Source organism: Cellulomonas sp. NTE-D12 (assembly GCF_027923705.1).
Classification (GTDB): Bacteria; Actinomycetota; Actinomycetes; order Actinomycetales; family Cellulomonadaceae; genus Cellulomonas.
Genome location: NZ_AP026442.1, coordinates 1,456,725 through 1,476,969 on the forward strand (window position 1 = coordinate 1,456,725; position 20,245 = coordinate 1,476,969).

General features: G+C 73.2%; 17 protein-coding genes. 13 read left to right on the forward strand and 4 right to left on the reverse strand.

The window, feature by feature from the left end:
* The first annotated feature begins 96 nt into the window (after nt 1-96).
* Genes hrcA through QMF98_RS06755 form a run of 3 tightly spaced genes read left to right on the forward strand, consistent with a single transcriptional unit; the run spans nt 97 to nt 3,063 of the window.
* Nucleotides 97-1,122 (forward strand): heat-inducible transcriptional repressor HrcA, encoded by a 1,026-nt coding sequence (gene hrcA, locus QMF98_RS06745; RefSeq protein ID WP_337975240.1) that lies wholly within the window; start codon nt 97-99, stop codon nt 1,120-1,122.
* A 35-nt stretch (nt 1,123-1,157) separates the two neighbouring features.
* Nucleotides 1,158-2,282, forward strand: coding sequence for a molecular chaperone DnaJ (dnaJ, locus tag QMF98_RS06750; RefSeq protein ID WP_263730235.1), 1,125 nt, complete (start codon nt 1,158-1,160; stop codon nt 2,280-2,282).
* 13 nt (nt 2,283-2,295) lie between these two features.
* On the forward strand, nt 2,296-3,063 hold the full coding sequence (locus QMF98_RS06755; RefSeq protein ID WP_337975241.1) for a 16S rRNA (uracil(1498)-N(3))-methyltransferase: 768 nt from the start codon (nt 2,296-2,298) through the stop codon (nt 3,061-3,063).
* A gap of 130 nt (nt 3,064-3,193) precedes the next feature.
* Here QMF98_RS06755 and ppdK read toward each other — a convergent pair whose 3' ends face one another.
* A complete protein-coding gene (gene ppdK, locus QMF98_RS06760; RefSeq protein ID WP_337975242.1) occupies nt 3,194-5,902 on the reverse strand; it encodes a pyruvate, phosphate dikinase in 2,709 nt (902 codons plus the stop codon).
* A gap of 185 nt (nt 5,903-6,087) precedes the next feature.
* Here ppdK and QMF98_RS06765 point away from each other — a divergent pair, with 185 nt between their 5' ends.
* The 10 genes from QMF98_RS06765 to QMF98_RS06810 all read left to right on the forward strand — a co-directional run bounded on the left by QMF98_RS06765 (nt 6,088) and on the right by QMF98_RS06810 (nt 17,392).
* Nucleotides 6,088-7,161 (forward strand): PhoH family protein, encoded by a 1,074-nt coding sequence (locus tag QMF98_RS06765; protein WP_337975243.1) that lies wholly within the window; start codon nt 6,088-6,090, stop codon nt 7,159-7,161.
* Nucleotides 7,158-7,610, forward strand: coding sequence for an rRNA maturation RNase YbeY (gene ybeY / locus QMF98_RS06770; protein WP_291762161.1), 453 nt, complete (start codon nt 7,158-7,160; stop codon nt 7,608-7,610). Before QMF98_RS06765 ends, ybeY begins: the two co-directional genes overlap by 4 nt.
* On the forward strand, nt 7,607-8,908 hold the full coding sequence (locus QMF98_RS06775) for a hemolysin family protein (protein WP_337975244.1): 1,302 nt from the start codon (nt 7,607-7,609) through the stop codon (nt 8,906-8,908). The genes ybeY and QMF98_RS06775 overlap by 4 nt, the downstream gene beginning before the upstream one ends.
* On the forward strand, nt 8,905-9,819 hold the full coding sequence (gene era / locus QMF98_RS06780; RefSeq protein WP_337975245.1) for a GTPase Era: 915 nt from the start codon (nt 8,905-8,907) through the stop codon (nt 9,817-9,819). The genes QMF98_RS06775 and era overlap by 4 nt, the downstream gene beginning before the upstream one ends.
* A 2-nt stretch (nt 9,820-9,821) precedes the next feature.
* Nucleotides 9,822-11,414, forward strand: a complete 1,593-nt coding sequence (locus QMF98_RS06785; RefSeq protein WP_337975246.1) for an alpha/beta hydrolase family protein — start codon at nt 9,822-9,824, stop codon at nt 11,412-11,414.
* Nucleotides 11,415-11,514: 100 nt separating this feature from the next.
* The gene (locus QMF98_RS06790) at nt 11,515-12,366 is read left to right on the forward strand and encodes a PP2C family protein-serine/threonine phosphatase (RefSeq protein ID WP_337975247.1); all 852 of its coding nucleotides are present in this window, start codon (nt 11,515-11,517) and stop codon (nt 12,364-12,366) included.
* 9 nt (nt 12,367-12,375) lie between these two features.
* A complete protein-coding gene (locus QMF98_RS06795; RefSeq protein ID WP_337975248.1) occupies nt 12,376-13,830 on the forward strand; it encodes an outer membrane protein assembly factor BamB family protein in 1,455 nt (484 codons plus the stop codon).
* A gap of 166 nt (nt 13,831-13,996) precedes the next feature.
* Nucleotides 13,997-15,793, forward strand: a complete 1,797-nt coding sequence (gene leuA / locus QMF98_RS06800; RefSeq protein WP_337975249.1) for a 2-isopropylmalate synthase — start codon at nt 13,997-13,999, stop codon at nt 15,791-15,793.
* A gap of 76 nt (nt 15,794-15,869) precedes the next feature.
* A complete protein-coding gene (gene recO, locus QMF98_RS06805; protein ID WP_263730248.1) occupies nt 15,870-16,601 on the forward strand; it encodes a DNA repair protein RecO in 732 nt (243 codons plus the stop codon).
* Nucleotides 16,601-17,392: an isoprenyl transferase gene (locus tag QMF98_RS06810; protein ID WP_337975250.1), complete on the forward strand. Its 792-nt coding sequence runs from the start codon at nt 16,601-16,603 to the stop codon at nt 17,390-17,392. Before recO ends, QMF98_RS06810 begins: the two co-directional genes overlap by 1 nt.
* A 10-nt stretch (nt 17,393-17,402) precedes the next feature.
* Here QMF98_RS06810 and QMF98_RS06815 read toward each other — a convergent pair whose 3' ends face one another.
* From QMF98_RS06815 to QMF98_RS06825, 3 genes are read right to left on the reverse strand one after another with little or no spacing between them, the layout of a single operon-like run.
* Nucleotides 17,403-18,395 (reverse strand): metal ABC transporter permease, encoded by a 993-nt coding sequence (locus QMF98_RS06815; RefSeq protein ID WP_337975251.1) that lies wholly within the window; start codon nt 18,393-18,395, stop codon nt 17,403-17,405.
* Nucleotides 18,392-19,192, reverse strand: coding sequence for a metal ABC transporter ATP-binding protein (locus tag QMF98_RS06820; RefSeq protein WP_337975252.1), 801 nt, complete (start codon nt 19,190-19,192; stop codon nt 18,392-18,394). Before QMF98_RS06820 ends, QMF98_RS06815 begins: the two co-directional genes overlap by 4 nt.
* Entirely contained in the window at nt 19,189-20,157 is a 969-nt protein-coding gene (locus QMF98_RS06825; RefSeq protein WP_337975253.1) for a metal ABC transporter substrate-binding protein, read from the reverse strand. Before QMF98_RS06825 ends, QMF98_RS06820 begins: the two co-directional genes overlap by 4 nt.
* Nucleotides 20,158-20,245 lie beyond the last annotated feature (88 nt).

The window sequence follows — 20,245 nt, forward strand, 5'->3', positions numbered from 1 at the left end:
GCCTCCGTCACCCTCCCGCGACGTTGCGTAGAATTGGCACTCGACTGCGTGGAGTGCTATCCGCAGCGATCCGGCTGTGACGGGCGGGAGGGACGCATGAGCAGCGAAGACCGACGCCTCGACGTCCTGCGCGCGATCATCGAGGACTATGTGGCGACCCGTGAGCCGGTCGGTTCGCGGGCCCTGTCCGAGCGGCACCAGCTCGGGGTGTCGCCCGCGACGATCCGCAACGACATGGCCGCTCTCGAGGAGGCCGGCCTGATCGTCCAGCCGCACACCTCGGCCGGTCGGGTCCCCACCGACATGGGGTACCGGCAGTTCGTCGACCGGCTGGCCGAGGTCAAGCCGCTCTCGCTGCCCGAACGGCGGGCGATCAGCGCTCTGCTGGAGCAGGCGGTCGACCTCGACGACGTCATCGACCGAGCGGTGCGGCTGCTCGCCCAGCTGACCCAGCAGGTCGCGGTGGTGCAGTACCCGTCGCTGCGGCGATCGTCGCTGCGGCACGTGGAGCTGGTCCCCGTCGGCGCCCGTCACCTGCTCGTCGTCATCATCACGACCACCGGTCGGGTGGAGCAGCGGACGCTGGAGCTCCCGGAGGACCTCGACGAGGCGCTGGTGGCTCGCCTGCGGGTGCGGCTCAACGTCGCCCTGTCCGGGCTGCGGCTCGCCGAGCTCTCCCAGGCGCTGGAGAGCCTGGTCGCCGAGCTGAGCCCCGCCGGCGCAGCACTGGTGCGCGTCGTCGTCGCAGCCGTGTCCGAGACGCTCGCGCAGGAGAGCGAGGAGCGGGTGGTCGTCGCCGGTACCGCCAACCTCGCCAGGACGGCCGGAGCCGACTTCAGCCGCACCATCGGTCCGGTGCTCGAGGCGCTGGAGGAACAGGTGGTGCTGCTGCGCCTGCTCGCCGAGATGGCGGAGGACCACACGGCCGTCGCCGTCCGGATCGGGCGCGAGACGCAGCACGCAGGCCTCGCCGAGACGAGCTTCGTCACCAGCGGCTACGGCGGAGAGGGGTCCGGCGTGGCCCGCGTGGGCGCCGTCGGACCCCTCCGCATGGACTACCCGGGCACGATGGCCGCCGTACGTGCCGTCGCCCGGTACCTCACCAGGATCCTGGCCGGCTGACCGGCCGACCTCGAAGGAAGCGAGCACACCTGCTTGTGACGGACTACTACGAGATCCTCGGCGTGCCGCGGGACGCGACCCCCGAGCAGATCAAGAAGGCCTACCGGCGCCTGGCCCGCGAGCTGCACCCCGACGTCGCGGGCAACGACCCGGCGTCCGAGGAGCGCTTCAAGGACGTCTCCCGCGCCTACGACGTGCTCGGCAACCCGGACAAGCGCCGCGCGTACGACCTGGGCGGCGATCCGAGCGCTGCCGGCGGCATGGGTGGCGGGTTCGGCTTCCAGGACATCTTCGAGACGTTCTTCGGCGCGGCGACCGGGGCGACGGCGCAGCGGGGGCCGATCCCGCGCGCACGACGCGGTCAGGACGCGCTGGTCCGGCTGGACATCGACCTCTCGGAGGCGACCTTCGGGTCGCACCGCGAGGTGCAGGTGGACACCGCCGTCGTCTGCCCGACGTGTCAGGGCAGCTGCTGCCGGCCGGGCACCTCTCCCCGGACGTGCGAGGTGTGCGGCGGCCGTGGTTCCGTCCAGCGCGTCGCGCGGTCCTTCCTCGGCCAGGTGATGACGACGCAGCCCTGCGCCGCCTGCCAGGGCTTCGGCACCGTGATCCCCGAGCCGTGCACCGAGTGCGCCGGTGAGGGTCGCGTGCGTTCCCGTCGCACCATCTCCGTGGACGTGCCCGCCGGCGTGGACACCGGGACGCGGATCAAGCTCACGGCGCAGGGCGAGGTCGGCCCGGCCGGGGGACCCGCCGGCGACCTGTACCTCGAGGTGCGTGAACGCCGGCACGACGTGTTCGTCCGCCGCGGCGACGACCTCCACGCGACGCTCCCCGTACCGATGACGGCCGCGGCCCTCGGCACGGTGCTGACGCTGGACACGCTCGACGGGCCGCAGGAGGTCGATCTGCGACCGGGCACCCAGCCCGACCAGGAGGTCGTGCTCAAGGGCCTGGGCGTCGGGCACCTGCACACCGGTGGCCGGGGTGACCTCCACGTGCACGTGGACGTCCAGGTGCCGGTGGCGCTGGACGACGAGCAGGCGGAGCTGCTGCGACGGCTCGCGGCGCTGCGCGGCGAGGAACGCCCGGACGCGCGGCTCGCGACCGCCAGCACGGGGATGTTCGCGCGGCTGCGCGACAAGCTCGCCGGACGATGAGCCGCGACCGGCGATGAGTGCGCCCGTCTTCCTGACCGAACCGGGGGACCTCCGCGGCGTGGTGGCCGGTGGGACGTACCTGCTGGACGGCGCCGAGGGACGGCACGCCGGCGTGGTGCAGCGGCGCGGTCCCGGTGAACGGGTCGACGTCGTGGACGGCAGCGGTGTCCGGCTCGTCGGCGTCGTCGACTCGACCGGCCCGGACGGCGTGCGGCTGCGGGTGCTGGCCCGCAACGAGGAGCCGCCCGCGCGCCCGGCCCTGGTCCTGGCCCAGGCGTTGGCCAAGGGCGACCGCGACGAGCTGGCGATCGAGGCGGCCACCGAGGTCGGGGTCGACGCGGTGCTGCCGTGGCAGGCGGCGCGGTCGATCGTGGTCTGGCGTGGGGACCGGGCGGCGAAGAGCCGGGCGCGCTGGCTCGGCACGGTGCGGGCGGCCACGAAGCAGGCGCGCCGTTCCCGCGTGCCGGCGGTGGAGGTCGCCGTGGACACGGCCGGGCTCGCCCGACGGGTCGCCGACGTGGTGGCCGCGGGGGGAACGGCACTCGTGCTTCACGAGGAGGCCACTGTGCCGCTGCGGACCGCCGCCCTGCCGGTCGACGGCTCGGACGTCGAGGTCCTGGTGGTCGTCGGCCCCGAGGGCGGGATCTCCCCGGACGAGCTGGACCGTCTGGTGGAGGCGGGAGCGGTGCCCGTGCGTCTGGGGCCGTGGGTGCTGCGCACGTCGACGGCGGGCCCCGTGGCGCTCGCCCTGCTGGCCGAACGCCTGGGGCGCTGGAGCTGATCAGCGCTGACGGCGGCGGCGCCTGGAGCGTGGGGCTGCTGCCGCGCGGGTGCGAGTGAGCTCGTCGTCGGATCCTCCGACGAGCCCGCGGGGGGCCGGGCCCAGCCCTGGCCCGACCCCCCGCGGGGACTCAGCGGGCGTCGCTCGTGCTGCTGTCGATCGCCGCGCGACCGGCCTCGAGCCGGGCCACCGGCACCCGGAACGGGGAGCAGGACACGTAGTCGAGCCCGACGGAGTCGAAGAACCGGATCGACTCCGGGTCGCCGCCATGCTCGCCGCACACGCCGAGGTGCAGGTCCGGCCGCGTCGCGCGGCCCTCCTCCACTGCGATCTTCACCAGGCGGCCGACGCCCTGGGCGTCGATCGTCTCGAACGGGGACACCGACAGCACGCCGTTCGCGGTGTACTGCGCGAAGAAGGCGCCCTCGACGTCGTCGCGGGAGAAGCCCCAGGTCGTCTGCGTCAGGTCGTTCGTGCCGAAGGAGAAGAACGCGGCCTCCTCCGCGATGCGTCCGGCCGTCAGCGCCGCGCGCGGCAGCTCGATCATGCAACCGATCGGCAGGTCGAGGGTGATGCCGTGCTTGGCGCCGACCTCGGCCATGATCTCGATCGCCGAGTCGCGGACCAGGTGCAGCTCCTGAACCGAGCCGATGAGCGGCACCATGATCTCGGCCTTGGGGTGACCGCCGGCGGCGATGCGTGCGGCCTGGGCCTCGCAGATCGCACGGATCTGCAGCTCGAAGAGGCCGGGGATCACCAGACCGAGCCGGACGCCGCGCAGGCCGAGCATCGGGTTCGCCTCGTGCATCCGCTCGACCGCCGCGAGCAGCTCGACGTCGTGCTGGTCGACCTCGCCGCGCTCCTTGGCCAGCGCGACCTTGACGGACAGGGCCGTCAGGTCGGGGAGGAACTCGTGCAGCGGCGGGTCGATGAGCCGGATCGTCGTCGGCAGGCCGTCCATCGCCTCGAAGATCTCGATGAAGTCCTGCGTCTGCACGGGGAGCAGCGCGTCGAGAGCCGCCTGGCGCTCGTCGTCCGTCCGGGCCAGCACCACGTGCTCGACGAGCACCCGGCGCTCGCCGAGGAACATGTGCTCGGTACGGCACAGCCCGATGCCCTGCGCACCGAGGCTGCGGGCACGGCGGGCGTCCTCCGGGGTGTCGGCGTTGGCACGCACCCCGAGCCGACGGGCGGCGTCGGCGTGCGTGATGATCCGGTCGACGGCGCGTACCAGCTCGGAGGTGTCCTCGTCGGCCGCCTGCTCGAGCGCGGCGTCGAGACCCTCCTCGAGGTACGTGCTGACGGGGGAAGGTACGACCGGCACGTCGCCGAGGAACACCTCGCCGGTCGTGCCGTCGATGGCGATGACGTCGCCCTCCTTCACGACCGTCGCGCCGCAGGTGAACTGGCGAGCGACCGGGTCGACGACCAGCGCCTCGGCACCGACGACCGCCGTGCGGCCCATGCCGCGCGCCACGACCGCCGCGTGCGACGTCTTGCCGCCGCGCGCCGTCAGGATGCCGACCGAGGCGATCATGCCGCCGAGGTCGTCGGGGTTGGTCTCGCGGCGGACCAGGACGACGTCCTTGCCCTTCGCAGCCCACTCGACGGCGGTCGCGGAGTCGAAGACGGCCTCACCGACAGCCGCGCCAGGGGAGGCCGCCATCGCCTTGGTCAGCAGGGTGGTGGACGAGCCCGGCGCGAACTGCGGGAACAGGAGCTGGGTCAGCTGGGCGCCGGTCACGCGGGCCAGGGCCTCGTCCATCGTGATCAGGTGCTCGTCCACCAGCTGCGAGGCGATCCGGAACGCGGCGGGTGCGGTCCGCTTGCCGACGCGCGTCTGCAGCATCCACAGCTTGCCGTGCTCGATGGTGAACTCGATGTCGCACAGGTCGCGGTAGTGCGTCTCGAGCTGGCGCATCACGCGCTTGAGCTCGTTGTGCGCCTCCGGGTCGATCCGCTCGAGGTCTGCCAGGGACATGGTGTTGCGGATGCCCGCCACCACGTCCTCGCCCTGGGCGTTGGCCAGGTAGTCGCCGTAGTCACCGGTCTCGCCCGTGGACGGGTTGCGGGTGAACGCCACACCGGTGCCCGAGTCCGGGCCGAGGTTGCCGAACACCATCGCGACGACGTTGACGGCGGTGCCGAGGTCGTCGGAGATGCGCTCCTTGCGCCGGTACAGGCGGGCGCGCTCGGTGCCCCACGAGCCGAACACCGCGACGATGGCCAGGTCGAGCTGCTCGCGGGGGTGCTGCGGGAACTCCCGCCCGGTCTCGTCGATCACGATCTGCTTGAACGTGCCGACCAGCTCGCGCAGGTCGTCGGCCGTCAGGTCGACGTCGTTGGAGACGCCGCGGGTCGCCTTGGCCTTGTCGAGCGCGTCGGCGAACTTGTCGCCCTCGATGCCGAGCACCGTGCGGCCGAACATCTGGATCAGCCGGCGGTAGGAGTCCCAGGCGAACCGCTCGTTGTGGGCGAACTCGGCGAGACCGCGCACGGAGGCGTCGTTCAGGCCGACGTTGAGGACCGTCTCCATCATGCCGGGCATCGAGAACTTGGCGCCGGAGCGGACGGAGACCAGGAGCGGCTCGTGCACGTCGCCGAGGGTGCGGCCCATCGTGTCCTCGAGGTGCCGGAGCGCCTGCGTCACCTCGACCCGCAGCTCGGGAGGGACGTCCCCGGACTTCATGTAGGCCCGGCAGGCCTCGGTGGTGATGGTGAAGCCGGGCGGTACCGGGAGGCCGAGCCGGGTCATCTCGGCAAGGTTCGCGCCCTTGCCCCCCAGCAGGTCCTTCTGGTCCTTGTCGCCTTCGGTGAAGTCCTTGACGTACCTGGCCACGGTGGCACCTCCGCGTGCGCCGCCGGGCTCCGTTGCCCGGCGTCCTCGCCCGTCAGTGTCGTCCTCGCTGTTGGCGAACGACAGGACCATCGGCCCACCGCTGAGCAGGGCTCCACGGGTGTTGCCAGGTAGGATCGGCTTGCCTGCCGGACCGACCGAAGGAGCGCACGGCGCACGCCGAGCACATGGCTCAACCCACACCCGCCCAGCCCTCGTCGGGCACCCCCGGCGCGACGCCTCCGGCTGCGGGCGCCCCGGTCCTCTCGACCCCCCTCCAGCGTGGCCGGCCCGACGCCGTCCCTGCGCGCGTCGAGCACCGCATCACGGTGCCGTCGCAGGTGCCGATGGTCGAGCTGCTCGGGCTCCGCGACGAGGTGCTGCGCGAGATCGAGGCCGGCTTCACCACCGTCGACGTGCACGTCCGCGGCAACGAGGTCACGCTGACCGGTCCGGTGGGCGATGTCGCACTGGTCGCACGCCTGGTGGAGGAGCTCGTGGAGACGGTCTCTGCCGGGACGCCGCTCAGCCCCGAGGTCGTCAACCGTTCCGTCGCCATGCTGACCGCGGCGTCCTCGGCCCGGCCGGCCGACGTGCTCACCTTCAACATCCTGTCGACGCGAGGGCGTGCCATCCGGCCGAAGACCGCCGGGCAGAAGGAGTACGTCGACGCGATCGACCGGCACACGCTGACCTTCGGCATCGGGCCCGCCGGCACGGGCAAGACGTACCTGGCCATGGCCAAGGCGGTGCAGGCGCTGCAAGCGCGGCAGGTGAACCGGATCGTGCTGACCAGGCCGGCGGTGGAGGCGGGGGAGCGGCTGGGCTTCCTTCCCGGGACGCTGGCCGAGAAGATCGACCCGTACCTCCGCCCGCTGTACGACGCGCTGCACGACATGGTCGACCCGGAGTCGATCCCCCGGCTGCTCGACGCCGGCACCATCGAGGTGGCACCCCTGGCGTACATGCGGGGCCGCACCCTGAACGACGCCTTCGTCATCCTCGACGAGGCGCAGAACACCTCCTCGGAGCAGATGAAGATGTTCCTCACCCGGCTGGGCTTCGGCTCGAAGGTCGTGGTGACCGGCGACGTCACGCAGGTGGACCTGCCCTCCGCCGCCACCTCGGGCCTGCGGCAGGCCGAGCAGGTGCTGCAGGGAGTCCCGGACGTCGAGTTCTGCCGCCTCACGTCCTCCGACGTGGTCCGCCACCGCCTGGTGGGGGACATCATCGACGCCTACGCCCGTTGGGACTCCGCATGAGCATCGAGGTCAACAACGAGTCGGGCGTCGAGGTCGACGAGGCCGAGTTCGCCGCGCTGGCACGCCACGTGCTCGACGAGATGCACGTCCACCCGCAGACCGACCTGTCGGTGCTGCTGGTCGACACCGACGTGATGGCGGACCTGCACGTGCGCTGGATGGACGAGCCGGGCCCGACCGACGTGCTGTCGTTCCCGATGGACGAGCTGCGGCCCGGTACCGACTCCGAGCCGACGCCCGCGGGGCTGCTCGGCGACGTGGTGCTGTGCCCGCAGGTCGCCGCGGACCAGGCGCGGGCCGCAGGCCACTCGACCATCGAGGAGCTGCTGCTCCTGGAGACGCACGGGATCCTGCACCTGCTGGGCTACGACCACGCGGAGCCGGAGGAGGAGAAGGAGATGTTCGCGCTGCAGCGACGTCTGCTGCTCACGTTCCTGGCCGGCCGATGACGGGAGCACCGCTGGTGCTGCTGGGCGCGCTGGTGGTGCTCGGCATCGCTCTCGCCGCGCTCCTGTCCGCCGGCGAGGTCGCGGTGATGCGCGTGACGCGCGCCCAGGTGACCGAGCTGGTCGCGGCGCACCACCCGGCGGCCCCGCAGGTGCAGCGGCTGGTGGCGCACCCGTCCCGGGTCGCGTCCGCGGCGGCGTTCGTCCGGCTGCTCGGCGAGATGACGGCGACCGTCAGCGTGACGCTGGCCGCCTCCGAGCTGGTGCGGCCGTGGTGGGCGGTGCTGCTCACGTCGTTCGGCGTCTGCGTGGTGATGGCGCTCGTGCTGGTGCGCGTCAGCCCGCGCACCGTCGGCCGGCGCCGGCCCGTCGCGACCCTGACGGCGCTCGCCGGGCTGCTGTCCGCGGTCACGGCGGCGTTCGGCGGTCTGGGCCGGGCGGCGGCGGCAGGTCGGACCACGGCCGAGGAGGACGAGAACGAGCTGCGGGACATGGTGCAGCGCGTGGCGGAGTCCGAGGTGATCGAGGACACGGAGCGGGCGATGTTCCGGTCCGTCCTGCAGCTGGGGGACACGCTGACGCGCGAGGTGATGGTGCCGCGCACGGACATGGTGGTGACCCACGAGGACACACCGGTGCGCAAGGCTCTCGCGCTCCTCATGCGGTCGGGGTTCTCGCGGGTGCCGGTGATCGGCGAGTCGGTGGACGACGTCCGCGGGGTGCTGTACCTCAAGGACGTGGTGAGTCGCCTGGCGCCGGACCGCCCGCGGGACGCGGCGGAGCTGGACGTCCCCGTCAGCGCGCTGGTGCGACCTGCGGTGTTCGTTCCCGAGTCCAAGCCGGTGGACGACCTGCTGCGGGAGCTGCGCGACGGCGCCAGCCACATGGCGATGGTGGTCGACGAGTACGGCGGCATCGCCGGGCTCGTCACCATCGAGGACGCGCTGGAGGAGATCGTCGGTGAGCTGACCGACGAGCACGACCGCACCGCGCCGACGGTCCAGGACCTCGGCGACGGGGTGTTCCGGGTGCCGGCGCGGATGGGCCGTGACGAGCTGGGCGAGCTGTTCGGGCTCGAGGTGGAGGACGAGGACGTGGACACCGCTGGGGGCCTGCTGGCCAAGGCGCTGGGGATGGTGCCCCTGCCGGGCTCGGCGGGGGACATCCACGGGCTGCACCTGGTCGCCGACCGGGCGGAGGGACGGCGCCGACGCCTCGCGACCGTGCTCGTGAGCCGGTCCGTCGAGGGCCAGGTCGGCGAGGGAGCCGAGCATCCCGGCGGAGCGGAGGTCGAGCGATGAGCCACCGCTCCGGCTTCGCATGCCTCATCGGCCGTCCCAACGCGGGCAAGTCGACGCTGACCAACGCGCTCGTCGGCCAGAAGGTGGCGATCACCTCGGGCCGTCCGCAGACCACGCGGCACACCGTCCGCGGCATCGTCACGCGGCCGGACGCCCAGCTGGTGCTGGTGGACACCCCGGGGCTGCACCGCCCTCGCACGCTCCTCGGTGAACGGCTGAACGACCTCGTCAAGGACACGCTCGGCGAGGTCGACGTCATCGGGTTCTGCATGCCGGCCGACCAGCAGGTCGGGCCCGGCGACCGGTACATCGCTGCCGAGCTCGCGTCGCTGGGTCAGGGCAGGCGCCGGACCCCGGTGGTCGCCATCGCGACGAAGGCGGACCTGGTCGGCAAGGGCCGGCTGGCCGAGCACCTGATGGCGATGAGCCGGCTGGGTGAGTGGGACGACGTGGTGCCGGTCTCGGCGCGTTCGGGCTACCAGGTGGACGTGCTGGCCGACGTGCTGACCGGTCACCTGCCGGAGGGACCGGCGCTGTACCCGGACGGCGAGCTGACCGACGAGCCCGAGGCGGTGATGGTCGCCGAGCTGGTCCGCGAGGCGGCGCTCGAGGGGGTGCACGACGAGCTGCCGCACTCGCTGGCCGTGGTGGTGAACGAGATCGTGCCGCGCGGGACCGCCGGCCGGGACGACGTTCCGCTGCTCGACGTGCGCGTCGACCTGTTCGTCGAGCGGGACTCGCAGAAGGCGATCGTCATCGGCAAGGGCGGCGGTCGGCTGCGGGACGTGGGTACGCAGGCTCGGCGCGAGATCGAGGCGCTGCTCGGCGCTCGCGTGTTCCTGGACCTGCACGTGCGGGTGGCCAAGGACTGGCAGCGCGATCCCAAGCAGCTCGGCCGGCTCGGGTTCTGAGCGTGAGCCTGCACACGGTGACGTCTCTCCCGCACCTGCTCAACCAGGACGGTCACCGGCGTCCGCCGCACGCCGTCTCGCGCGCCGGCAACGTGTACCGGGTTCTCGCGTCCTCGGTCCTGGGCGTGCTGGTCCTCGCCGTCGTCGGCGCCGTGCTCGGGCCGCAGTGGGACCCGGCGCCGCTGACGCAGCCGCTCCAGGTCCAGGGCTCCTCGACCGCGATCACCGGGGCACCGTCGCTGCACACCTACCCGGTGCGGACCGAGGTGGTCACGGTGCAGCTGGACGGCACCACCGTGCAGGCTCAGATCAGCGAGCCGATCGGGGCGCCGGGACCGCGCCCCGGCGTGGTGTTCATCCACGGCGCCGGCACGGGCAAGTTCGCGGTGGCGTTCCGGTCGCAGGCGGCCGTGCTGGCCAGCGCCGGAGTCGTGGCGATAGTCCCGGACAAGCGGCTCGACACCTACACCACGGCGCACCGCGACTACGTCGCGATGGCCGCCGACTACGAACGGTCCGTCGAGCTGCTGCGCGCGCACCCGGGAGTGGACCCGTCCCGGGTCGGGGTGTACGCCGAGAGCGAGGGCGGCTGGATCGCGCCCGTCATCGCGGCCACCGACCACCAGCTCGCCTTCGTCATCCTCGTGTCCTCGCCGGTGGTGCCGCCGCGGCAGCAGGCCGCCTTCGCCTCCGACCACTACCTGCGCAACACCGGCGTGCCGCACGGGGTCTTCCGCGCGATCCCCCGGGCGGTGGGGATGACCCTGCCGGGTGGTTTCGAGTACGTGGACTTCGACGTGCAGCCGTACCAGCAGCGGATGACGCAGCCGGTGCTGGTCGTCTACGGCACGGGCGACGCCTCGATGCCCGTCGTCCAGGGCGCTCAGCAGATCCTTGCTGACACGGCACGGGCCGGCAACGACGCGGTGACCGTCCGTTACTACGCCGGTGCGGACCACGGCCTCAAGGTCGACGGGATCGTGTCCGCCACGTTCCTGCAGGACATGACCGGCTGGGTGCTCGGCCTGCCGGCGACCGCGTCCGGCGTGCCGCAGGTCGCCGGGGCCCAACCCGTCCAGCTGTACCTCGCGGGGCCGGTCCCGCAGCCGCAGCAGCTGCGGGACGGGAACGTCGTGCTCCTCGTGGTCCTGGGGGCGGGCGGCCTGGTTCTGCTCGGCTGCCTGCTCGTGGTCGGGCACCGGGTCGGCGAGGCGTGGACGAGCCGGCGTTCGACCCGCGACCGTCCTGCCGGAGCGCGATGGCCGTCGGGCTACGCGCGCTACCTCGTGGCGTTCGGCGGCGGCGCGATCCTGACGGTGGCCGGGCTGGTGTGGTACCTGCTGTCGGTCGCGCGGCTGGCGATGGACTACCAGCACAACTCCGTCCTGGTGCAGGGCGGATGGCTCGCCCTCCGGCTCGCCGGGATGCTGGTCGTGGTGGCCGGCGTGCTCGCGGTGCGACGGGCGAGGGCCGGTCGGGTGCCCGGTTCCGGGCCCGGCGCCGTGCGGACCGCCGCGTCCTGGACCGTCGCCACCGGAGGGTTGGTCCTGCTCGTCGTGCTCGCGTACTGGGGTGTCTACCAGCTGGGCGTCTGAGGTCCCGCCAAGATGGGCACCGGCGCCGGTACCGTCGACGCTCAGGTTGGCGTCCCTCGACGCCGATGTCATCGTGACGAGTGCGGACGGGAGGTGCAGGGTGCGGACGTCGTGGGGCTCGGCCAGCGACCGCGGTCGCGTGCGCGACGTCAACGAGGACGCCCTGCTCGCGTGCCCGCCCGTGTTCCTCGTCGCGGACGGGATGGGCGGGCTCGACGCCGGCGCAGTCGCCAGCCGGGTGGCGGTCGAGGAGTTCGCCCGCCTCGCCGGGCGGCCCTCCGTCGGCACCGCGGACGTGCTGGCCTGCCTCGACAGCGCATGGGCACGCCTGCGTGAGGAGCTGACGGGTGACCGCCAGGGCGGTACGACGGTCGCCGGCGTCGCCACGGTGGAGGACGAGGGACGTCCCTCCTGGCTGGTGTTCAACGTGGGCGACTCGCGGGTGTACCGCTGGGCCGACGGCGTGCTGCACCAGGTGACGGCCGACCACTCGGTGGTGCAGGAGCTGCTGGTCGAGGGCCGCGTCACCCCGGACGAGGTGGCCCGGCACCCGGAGCGGAACGTGCTGACGCGTGCGCTCGGCACCGGCCGCCGCCCCGACCCCGACCTCTGGATCCTTCCGGCGGGCCCCTCCGACCGGTTCGTCATCTGCACCGACGGCCTGACCCGGGACGTCCCGGCCAACCGCATCGCCGAGCTGCTCAGCCAGGAGCCGGACGCGCGCCGGGCGGCGAGCGCGCTCGTCGCCGAGGCGCTGCTGAACGGCGGCCACGACAACGTCAGCGTCGTCGTGGTCGACAGCGGCACGCGGGCGGACGGTGCGGACGGAACGCAGCCCGCCGCTGCCGAGCCGCGGGAGACCCTTCCCCGTCAGCGCCGCGACGCTCCGCCGCACGAGGGGCCGACGGCTGCGCCCGCCACCCCTCCCGCGCGGTCGGGACGGCACTCCTAGACTCGGAGCATGACCGGGATCCACCCGGCCGTGCGGATGCGGCCGGTGGAGCTCGACGAGGACGTCACCCCGCGGCGGTGGCACCACTCGTCGGCGAACGGTGCGCCCACCTCACCTGGCGTGCCCGCCCGTTCGACGTCCGGCGACGTCTCCGAGTCAGGTGCTCGCACCCGCCGCTGGCCGTGGTTGAGCGTGGCCGCGCTGGTGGCGCTCGGTGCCCTGCTGGTCGCCGGGAACGCCGTCGACAGCCGCCAGCGGACCCTGGCGGACCGGATCGCCGCCGTGCCCGGTCTGGTGCGGCCCTTGCAGGACGCGCCCGTCGAGCTGTGGCGTGCGGCCGCCGCCGAGGGTCCCGGCACGGTGCTGCAGGCGTCCGGCTCGGTGGTGCTGGTGTCGCTGCGTGCAGCCGTGTGGTGGGTGACGGCGTACGAGCCACGCTCGGGCGCCCAGCGCTGGACCGTTCCGGTGGCGCCCACGACCGCGGATGGCGGGCCCGTCACGGTCCGGTGCCCGTGGGACGCCGGCGCCGACGACGGTGTCGTCCTGTGCCTCGCCGGTGGACCTCGCGACTCGGCGGCACCGGCCCGCGTGGTCGCCCTCGATGCGGTCGGTGGACGCCCGCTGGGCCGGTGGGCGGTGGACGGCCCGGTCATCGGCGTCGCACGGGTCGGCGACGACCTGGTGCTCGGATCGGTCCGGCCCGACCGACGCGTGCGCGTGCAGCGCTCCGACGGGCTGACCGGCACGCTGCGCTGGGAGCACGTCACGGCGGACGTCGTCGACGACGCGGCGTCGGGGCGTATCGCCGAGGTCGCCGTGGGCCCGCGCAGGACCGTCGTCCGCGGTGCGGGCTCCGAGGTGCTGGACGACGCGACCGGATCGGTCCTGGTCACCGCGCCGGTAGGCGTGGACCTCCAGGTGGTGGACGTGCCCGGCGGCTTCGCGACGTTCGGAGGGATCCAGGGCGGCTGGCTCTACCGGGACGGATCGGGCTCGTGGGTGACCCTGCGTGGGAGGGCGGTCCAGCTCGAGGCGGACGACGGTTCGGCTCCTGGTCTGCTGGTGGTCGACACCGGCCCGCAGCTGCGCGGCGTCGACCGGGTGACCGGGACCGTGCGATGGCAGCTGCCGACCGACCTCGACGCGGTGGCCGTCGCCTCGGGCGTCCTGGTCACGGCGGCGGACGGCGTGTACGGAGCGGTCGACGTGCGCACCGGGGCCGCCCTGTGGCAGGTGCGGGCCGGCCTGGAGGGCGGCGCGCGCACGTGGGTCCCGCGCACGGACGGCACGCAGGTCATCGGGCTCGAGGTCGCGTCGGGCGGAGCGTTGGCCATCGTGGGTCGGGGCCTGCGCGACGGGATCCGGACCTGGAGCGTGCCCGCCCCGGTGGGGACCGACCGGCTCGACACGGTCGGCGGTCGGCTGCTCGCGCGCGGGCCGGCGGACGTCGTCGTGCTCGGCTGAGCCTGGACGCGTTGCCGGGTTCCGCGAACGGGGGAGTAGGGTGCCAACCGTGCTCCGGAGCGTTCTCCTTCTTCGTCGCCGCGGCGAGGCCCTCTAGGCCGGATCCTCGTCGCGGTGTCCGCTGCGCCGGCTGAGCACCCGCCGCGACGACTGACGAGGAACCCCGATGACCGACGTAGCAGAGCGCAACCCCCAGCAGCCCTCCGGGATGCCGGTGCACAAGTACCGGCCCTTCCACGAGCAGATCCGCGTGGACCTGCCGGACCGGACCTGGCCCGACCGCCACGTGACCCGTGCCCCGCGGTGGTGCGCCGTGGACCTGCGGGACGGCAACCAGGCGCTGATCGAGCCGATGAACCCCGCCCGCAAGCTCGCGATGTTCGAGCTGCTGGTGCAGATGGGCTACAAGGAGATCGAGGTCGGCTTCCCGTCCGCCTCGCAGACCGACTACGACTTCGTCCGGATGCTGATCGAGGAGAACCGCATCCCCGACGACGTCGTCATCCAGGTGCTGACGCAGTGCCGTGAGCACCTGATCGAGCGCACGTACGAGGCGATCGCCGGGGCCAAGCAGGCGATCGTGCACTTCTACAACTCGACCTCGGTGCTGCAGCGGCGCGTCGTGTTCAACGCCGACGAGGACGGCATCCTCGACATCGCCGTGTCCGGCGCGCGGTTCTGCAAGAAGTACGAGGAGCTGGTCCCGGACACCGAGGTGTTCTACGAGTACAGCCCCGAGTCGTACACCGGGACCGAGCTCGAGTACGCCGTGCGGGTGTGCAACGCGGTGCTCGACGAGCTGGAGCCCACCTCCGACCGGAAGGTCATCATCAACCTGCCGGCGACGGTGGAGATGGCCACCCCGAACGTCTACGCCGACTCGATCGAGTGGATGGGCCGGCACTTGCACCACCGCGAGAACGTGGTGCTCTCGCTGCACCCGCACAACGACCGTGGCACCGCCGTGGCGGCCGCCGAGCTGGGCTACCTGGCCGGTGCGGACCGCATCGAGGGCTGCCTGTTCGGGAACGGCGAGCGGACCGGCAACGTCGACCTGGTCACCCTCGGCATGAACCTGTTCAGCCAGGGCATCGACCCGCAGATCGACTTCTCGGACCTGCCGCACGTGCGGTCCGTGGTGGAGCACTGCAACCAGCTGCCGGTCGCCGAGCGGCACCCGTACGGCGGCGACCTGGTGTTCACCGCCTTCTCCGGCTCGCACCAGGACGCGATCAAGAAGGGCCTGACGGCGATGGAGGTGGACGCCGCCGCGGCCGGCACCACCACCGACCAGCTCGAGTGGGCCGTGCCGTACCTGCCGGTCGACCCGAAGGACGTCGGCCGCAGCTACGACGCGATCATCCGGGTGAACAGCCAGTCCGGGAAGGGCGGCATCAGCTACCTGATGAAGTCCGAGCGCGACCTCGACCTGCCGCGCCGGCTGCAGATCGAGTTCTCGCAGGTGGTGCAGCGGCACACCGACACCCACGGCACCGAGGTCACCGCCGACGACCTGTGGCGGATCTTCGTCGACGAGTACCTGCCGGTGGAGATGGCGGCGGCGGCGCGCCCGCGGCAGACCACAGGGTCCGGCGACGAGCCCGGGCAGCCGCTCGACCCGTGGGGCCGGTTCTCGCTGCGTGGCACCCGGGCGACCAGCACAGAGGGCGGCGAGGACCACCTCGAGGTGGACCTGGTCGACCGCGGGGTCGAGCGGACCATCGTCGGCAACGGGAACGGCCCGGTCGCGGCCTTCGTCGCGGCGCTGCGGTCCATCGGCGTCGACGTCGCCGTCATGGACTACGCCGAGCACGCCCTGTCGTCCGGTGGTGACGCGACGGCGGCCGCCTACGTCGAGTGCGCGGTGGGGAGCGACATCCTGTGGGGTGTCGGCATCGACCCGTCGATCACCACGGCGTCCCTCAAGGCGATCATCTCCGCGGTGAACCGGCAGCAGCGCTGACCGTTCCCCGTCCGGCCACCGACGCGCCGCGTCCTTCGCGCCCCGGCGCGTCGGTGGTCCGGGGGAGAATGGGCCGGTGAGCCTCTACCGCGACGAGGCGATCGTGCTGCGCACCCATCCGCTGGGTGAGGCGGACCGCATCGTCACCCTCCTGACCCGCACCAACGGCAAGGTGCGTGCGGTCGCCAAGGGGGTGCGGCGCACCACGTCCCGGTTCGGCTCCCGGCTCGAGCCGTTCATGCACGTGGACGTGCAGCTCAGCACCGGGCGGTCGCTGCACGTCGTCACCCAGGTGGAGACCCTCGGTGCGTACGGGCGACCGGTGTGCGAGGACTACGCGCTGTACACGGCGGGCACCGTGATGCTCGAGACGGCCGACCGGCTGGTCGAGGCGGAGCACGAGCCGGCGGTGCAGCAGTACTGGCTGCTGGTGGGCGCCGTGCGGGCGCTCGCCGGCCGGGAGCACGCACCTGGTCTGGTGCTGGACAGCTACCTGCTGCGGGCCCTGTCCGTCGCCGGGTGGGCGCCGAGCTTCGCGGACTGCGCCAGGTGCGGGGCGGCGGGCCCGCACCACTCGTTCGCCGTGGCGATGGGCGGTGCGGTGTGCAACGCGTGCCGGCCGGCGGGTGCGGCGGCACCTGCGCCGGAGACGTTCGCCCTGCTCGCCGCTCTGCTGGTCGGTGACTGGTCCACGGCGGACGGCAGCGCCGAGCGTCACCGCGCCGAGGGCAACGGGCTGGTGGCGGCGTTCAGCCAGTTCCACCTCGAGCGACGGCTGCGGTCGCTGCCGATGGTGGAGCGCGTCTAGTGGCCGCCGCACGCACCCCCGTCCCACCGCCCCCGCACCCGTCCGGCGCCAGGCCGCCCGCGATCCCGCGCGAGCGGGTCCCGCGCCACGTCGCGGTGGTGATGGACGGGAACGGCCGGTGGGCCAACGCCCGCGGCCTGCCGCGGACGGCCGGGCACGCGGCCGGCGAGGCGTCGCTGCTCGACGTGGTCGCCGGCGCCATCGAGGTGGGCGTGGAGTACGTGTCGGCGTACGCCTTCTCCACCGAGAACTGGTCCCGGTCACCCGACGAGGTGCGGTTCCTCATGGGGTTCAACCGCGACGTGCTGCACCGGCGGCGCGACCTGATGGACTCGTGGGGCGTGCGCGTGCGGTGGGCCGGCCGCCGGCCGCGGCTGTGGCGGTCGGTGATCTCCGAGCTCGAGCGGGCCGAGGAGCAGACCAGGGACAACACCGTGTGCACGCTGACGATGTGCGTCAACTACGGCGGGCGGGCGGAGATCGCCGATGCGGCCCGCGCCATCGCCCTCGAGGTCGCCGCCGGTCGGCTCGACCCGAAGAAGGTCAGCGAGAAGACGATCCAGCGGCACCTGGACGAGCCGGACCTGCCGGACGTCGACCTGTTCGTGCGGTCGTCCGGCGAGCAGCGCACGTCGAACTTCATGCTCTGGCAGGCGGCCTACGCCGAGCTGGTGTTCCTCGACGAGCCGTGGCCGGACGTGGACCGGCGGCACCTGTGGCGGGCCGTGGAGACCTACGCGCGCCGTGACCGCAGGTACGGCGGGGCGGTGGACAGCCCCGCCGCGACCTAGCGGCGAAGGCCTACTGGCGGCCCACCTGATCGGCCCGCACCGAGGCGTTCGGGTGCCGATGGGGTGCGGGCACGGGCACCTGGCACTCGTCGTCCGAGTCGGCCAGCAGCACGTCGTCGGCCATCTCCGGGTGCGGGTCGGAGGCCGCAGCCCGCCGGCGCACCATCGGCCGCAGCGCCGCCGAGACCGCGTAGACGGCGATCGCGAGCACCACGATGGTGGCCCCCGGCGGGATGTCGTTCCAGTAGGTGAGCACCAGCCCGACCACGCTCACCGTCACACCGACACCGCTTGCCGCCGCCATGGTCCGGCCGAACGACCGGGCGTACAGCTGGGCGACGGCGACCGGCACGATCATCAGCGCGCTGACCAGGAGAAGGCCGACCACCCGCATCGCCACGGTCACCGTCACGGCGGCCAGCACGGCGACCACCATCGCCAGGGCGCGCGTCGGCAGCCCGCTGGCGCGGGCGAACTCCTCGTCGTGGCTCACGGCGTACAGCGCGGTCCGCAGCCCGACGCCCACGACGAGCACCACGGCGGCCAGCGCGACGGTCCACACGAGGTCGGTCGGGGAGACCGTGGAGATGGACCCGAACAGGTACGCCATCAGGTTCGCGTTGGTGCCGCCCGCGACCTTGATCAGCAGCACGCCGCCGGCGATACCGCCGTAGAACATCAGCGCCAGCGCGAGGTCGCCGGTGGTGCGGCCGCGCTCGCGGACCAGCTCGATGACGACGGAGCCGACGACGGCCGCCACCACGGCGCCCGGGACGGCGAGTGCGCCGTTGGGCACCAGCCCGGCCCAGCTGCCGACCAGCCAGCCGAGCGCCACGCCGGTCAGTGCCACGTGCCCGATGCCGTCGCCCATCAGCGCCATGCGCCGCTGCACCAGGAAGGTGCCGACGACGGGCGCCGCAGCACCGACGAGCACGGCGGCCAGCATGGCGCGCTGCATCAGCGGCGAGGTGGCCATGGCCACCACCTGGTCCCAGAACGTCACGGGGTCACCTCCACCGACAGGCCGGATGCGGCGCTCGGCGGGTCGCCGTGCGCATGCGCGTGGTCGTGCGCCGGTCCGGCGTGCTCGACCCGGGCGACCGGTGGGGCGCCGTCGTGCACCACGCGACCGTGCCGGAGCACCACGGAACGCTGGATCAACGGTCCGAACTCGCCGAGCTCGTGGAGCACCACGACGACGGTGCCGCCGCTCTCGTGCATCCGCCGGACGGTGCTGACGAACGCCTCCTGAGTCGGCAGGTCGATGCCCGAGGTCGGCTCGTCGAGCACCAGCAGGTCGGGCCGCCGCACCAGCGCCCGGGCGATCTGGACGCGCTGCTGCTGCCCGCCGGACATCTCCTGGACGCGCTGACCGGCACGGCCCGCCATGCCGACCTCGTCCAGGGCGGCGAGCGCGCGGGTCCGCGCGTCCCGCGGCGGCCGCAGCGACCGGCCCGACAGCAGACCGGAGCGCACCACCTCGAGGGCCGTCGACGGCATGCCGGACGCGACCGGCACCCGCTGCGGGACGTACCCGACGCGCAGCCACGGGACACCGGGCCCGAGAGGCTCGCCGAACAGGCGGACGCTGCCGCCGCTGAGCGGGACGGCACCCAGCAAGGCGCGGATCAGGGTGGACTTGCCGGAGCCGTTGGCGCCGAGCACCGCCAGCACCTCGCCCCGCGGCACCTCCAGGTCGACCCCCCGGACGATCGCCAGCCCCCCGAGCGTGACCTGCAGGTTCACCGCCTCGATCACCGGTGCGGCGGCGGGGGCCGACGGCGCGGTCGCGGCGCTCATGCGCAGCCCAGCGCCGTGCGCAGCGTCGCCAGGTTGTCCTGCGCGACGGAGAAGTAGTCGGCGCCCGGTGCGGTGATGGACTCCATCGGGTCCAGCACGGTCGCCTGGACGCCCAGGTCGGAGGCCAGCGTGCGGGCCACCTTGGGGCTGGCCAGCGTCTCGAAGAAGATCGTCGTCACACCCTCTCGTCTCACCACGTCTCCGATCTGTGCCAGCCGGGCCGGCGACGGTTCGGTCTCCGGGTCCAGCCCGGAGATGCCGACCTGCTGCAGGTGGTACCGGAGCGCGAGGTACCCGAAGGCCTCGTGCGAGGTGACCAGCACCTGACGCCGGCAGTCCGCCAGGCCGGTGCGGTAGGCCGCGTCCAGGGAGGTGAACCGGGCCGAGAGCCGGTCCGCCGCCGCGCGGTAGTGCGTAGCGCCCGCCGGGTCGACCTGGCTCAGTGCCGTGGCGACGTCGTCCGCCAGCGCGGGCAGGCGGGACGGGTCGAGCCAGAAGTGCGGGTCGAGCGTGCGGGCGGTGGCAGTGCCGGCGCCGGCGCCGGCGCCGGCGAGCGGGTCGGCTCCCTCCGAGGCCTGCTCGGTGCCCAGGTCCATCAGACCGGCGTGTACCGCTGCGTCGAGCACGTGGCGCGGGCGCACCTGGCGGACCGCGTCGTCCACCGCTGCCTGGAACCCGGAGAGGTAGACCACCAGGTCGGCGGTCTCGACCGCGGACACCTGGGCGGGGGACAGCTCGACGTCGTGCGGCTCCGCGCCGGGGGGCGTCAGGGAGTCGACGTGCACCCGGTCGCCACCGACCTGCTGCGCCACGAACTGCAGCGGGTAGAACGACGCGAGCACCTGCACCTTCCCGGCAGGTGCGCCGGCGAGGGTGCCGCCGGCGCCGGCCGTGCCGCACGCGGTCAGGGCGGAGAGCGCGACGACGACCGCCGCCGCCAGCCCGCCGATCCGTCCTCTGCTCACGACGAGGATCTTGCCGAAGACGAGAATCATTGTCAAAAGCGCGCACGGGGCGGTGTTGCTGCAGGCCGGTAGCCTGGGGCGGCTGTTC

Excerpts from the sequence above, each read along its gene's own strand:
- era (WP_337975245.1), top strand. The coding sequence starts at position 8,905 with ATGAGCCACCGCTCCGGCTTCGCATGCCTCATCGGCCGTCCCAACGCG.
- QMF98_RS06765 (WP_337975243.1), top strand. The coding sequence starts at position 6,088 with ATGGCTCAACCCACACCCGCCCAGCCCTCGTCGGGCACCCCCGGCGCG.
- QMF98_RS06820 (WP_337975252.1), bottom strand. The coding sequence starts at position 19,192 with ATGAGCGCCGCGACCGCGCCGTCGGCCCCCGCCGCCGCACCGGTGATC.
- ybeY (WP_291762161.1), top strand. The coding sequence starts at position 7,158 with ATGAGCATCGAGGTCAACAACGAGTCGGGCGTCGAGGTCGACGAGGCC.
- leuA (WP_337975249.1), top strand. The coding sequence starts at position 13,997 with ATGACCGACGTAGCAGAGCGCAACCCCCAGCAGCCCTCCGGGATGCCG.
- QMF98_RS06795 (WP_337975248.1), top strand. The coding sequence starts at position 12,376 with ATGACCGGGATCCACCCGGCCGTGCGGATGCGGCCGGTGGAGCTCGAC.
- QMF98_RS06755 (WP_337975241.1), top strand. The coding sequence starts at position 2,296 with ATGAGTGCGCCCGTCTTCCTGACCGAACCGGGGGACCTCCGCGGCGTG.
- hrcA (WP_337975240.1), top strand. The coding sequence starts at position 97 with ATGAGCAGCGAAGACCGACGCCTCGACGTCCTGCGCGCGATCATCGAG.
- QMF98_RS06775 (WP_337975244.1), top strand. The coding sequence starts at position 7,607 with ATGACGGGAGCACCGCTGGTGCTGCTGGGCGCGCTGGTGGTGCTCGGC.